The sequence below is a fragment of the Rhizobacter sp. genome, assembly GCF_031412495.1.
Classification (GTDB): Bacteria; Pseudomonadota; Gammaproteobacteria; order Burkholderiales; family Burkholderiaceae_C; genus Schlegelella_A.
This window is the reverse complement of record NZ_JANODC010000460.1, coordinates 1-2,460: the sequence shown is the minus strand read 5'-3', so window position 1 is coordinate 2,460 and position 2,460 is coordinate 1. Positions and strand designations below refer to the sequence as shown.

General features: G+C 71.3%; 1 protein-coding gene. It reads right to left on the bottom strand.

Going from position 1 to position 2,460, the window contains the following annotated elements:
* Positions 1–2,460 (bottom strand): DNA polymerase I (gene polA / locus AC30N0_RS17225; protein WP_489519122.1); only part of this gene is annotated, 2,460 nt, incomplete at both ends.

The window sequence follows — 2,460 nt, the reverse complement described above, 5'->3', positions numbered from 1 at the left end:
GGCGACCAGCGGCACCGCCAGCGTCGCCACGCCGGCCATCACCGTCGGCAGCGTCGCGCGGGCCCAGTCGAGCTCGGCGTGCGGCACCTCGAAGACGAGCTCGTCGTGCACCTGCATGATCATCCGCGTCGCCCGGCCTTCGCGGTCGATCCGCTCCTGCACCGCGATCATGGCCAGCTTGATGAGGTCGGCGGCCGTGCCCTGCATCGGTGCATTGATGGCCTGCCGCTCGGCGGCGCTGCGGCGCGGCCCGGGCTTCCTGATCTCGGGCAGGTGGACGCGGCGGCCGAACAGCGTCTCGACGTAGCCGGTCTGCACCGCGGCGGCGCGGGTCGCATCCATGTAGCGCTTGACGCCGGGGTAGCGCGCGAAATAGCGCTCGATGTAGGCCGAGGCGGCGCTGCGCTCGATGCCGAGGTTGGCGGCCAGGCCGAAGGCGCTCATGCCGTAGATGAGGCCGAAGTTGATGACCTTGGCGTAGCGGCGCTGCTCGCTCGAGACCTCCGGCAGGGCCACGCCGAAGACCTCGGCGGCGGTGGCCCGGTGCACGTCGATGCCGCCACCGAAGGCCGCGAGCAGGCCGGCATCGGCGGAGATGTGGGCCATGATGCGCAGCTCGATCTGCGAGTAGTCGGCCGACAGGATGACCGAGCCTTCCGGTGGAATGAAGGCCTGGCGGACGCGCCGGCCTTCGGCGGTGCGGATCGGGATGTTCTGCAGGTTGGGGTCGTTGCTCGACAGCCGCCCGGTCACCGCCACCGCCTGCGCGTACTGGGTGTGGACGCGGCCCGTCGTGGGGTTGACCATCAGCGGCAGCTTGTCGGTGTAGGTGCCCTTCAGCTTCGAGAGGCTCCGGTGCTCGAGCAGCTTCTTCGGCAGGGGGAAATCCTGGGCGAGCTCCTGCAGCACGTCCTCGTCGGTCGACGGCGCGCCGCTCGCCGTCTTGCGCTTGACGGGCATGCCGAGCTTGCCGAAGAGGATCTCGCCGATCTGCTTCGGGCTGCCGAGGTTGAACGGCTGGCCGGCGAGCTCGTAGGCCTCCTGCTCGAGGGCGGAGAGCCGCTCGGCGAGGTCCTGGCTCTGCGCCGCCAGCAGGGCGCTGTCGATCAGGACGCCGACCTGCTCCATGCGGCCGAGGACCGCCGCCGTCGGCAACTCGATGCGGCGGTACACGTCGGCGAGGCCCGCCTCGGCCTCGAGCACCGGCCAGGCGGCGCGGTGCACGTGCAGCGCCATCTCGGCGTCCTCGCAGGCGTACTCGGTCGCCCGAGCGACCTCGACCTGCGCGAACGGGATCTGGCTCGCGCCCTTGCCGCACACCGCCTCGTAGGTGAGCGCGGTGCGGCCCAGGCGGCGAAAGGCCAGGCTCTCGAGGCTGTGCGCCTTGTGCGCCTCGAAGACATAGCTCTGCAGCATCGTGTCGTGCGCGTAGCCGCGCACGGCGATGCCGGCGCCGGCGAAGACGTGTGTGTCGTACTTGGTGTCGTGTCCGACCTTGGCTGCGGCGGCGTTCTCCAGCCACGGCCGCAGCCGGGCGAGCACCTGCTCCAGCGGCAGCTGCTCGGGCGCGCCGGCGTAGCTGTGGCCGACCGGGATGTAGGCCGCCTCGCCCGGCTCGACCGACACCGACAGGCCGATCAGCCGGGCCCGGACCGGATCGAGCGAGTCGGTCTCGATGTCGAGCGCGGTCAACGCCGCCGCCTCGATGCGTGCGGCCCAGCGCTCGAGCGACTCGGCCGTGGTCACCGTCAGGTAGCGGCGGACGATGTCCTCGGAGGGCACCGGCGTCGGCAGGTCGAGCGTCTCCGTGGCGGCCAGGCGCGCCCGCGGCCGCGCCGCCGAACCCGACTCCAGCTCCTTCTTCATCGAGGCGAAGCCGTAGCGGTCGTAGAAGGCCATCAGGGCGGGGACGTCGGGTTCGCCGAGCGCAAGGGCGTCGAACTCCGGCCAGCCGAGCACGTGCCCGCTCAGGTCGCAGTCGGTGGAGACCGTGACCAGGCGGCGCCCCTGCGGCAGCCAGTCGAGCGCCTTGCGCAGGTTCTCGCCGACGACGCCCTTGATCGTCGGCGCGGCGGCGATCACGCCGTCGAGCGAACCGTGCTCGGCGATCCACTTCGCGGCCGTCTTCGGCCCCACCTTGTCGACCCCGGGAATGTTGTCGACCGAGTCGCCGATGAGCGCGAGGTAATCGACGATGCGCTCGGGCGGGACGCCGAACTTGGCGGCGACGCCGGCGACGTCGAGCCGCTCGCTGCTCATGGTGTTGATGAGGACCACGCTCTCGCCGACGAGCTGGGCCAGGTCCTTGTCGCCGGTCGAGATCACGACCCGGAAGCCGCCCTTGGCGGCCATGCACGAGATCGTGCCGATGGCGTCGTCGGCCTCGATGCCGGGCACCGTGAGGACCGGCCAGCCGAGCAGCTTGACGGCTTCGACGATCGGCGCGATCTGCAGCGCCAG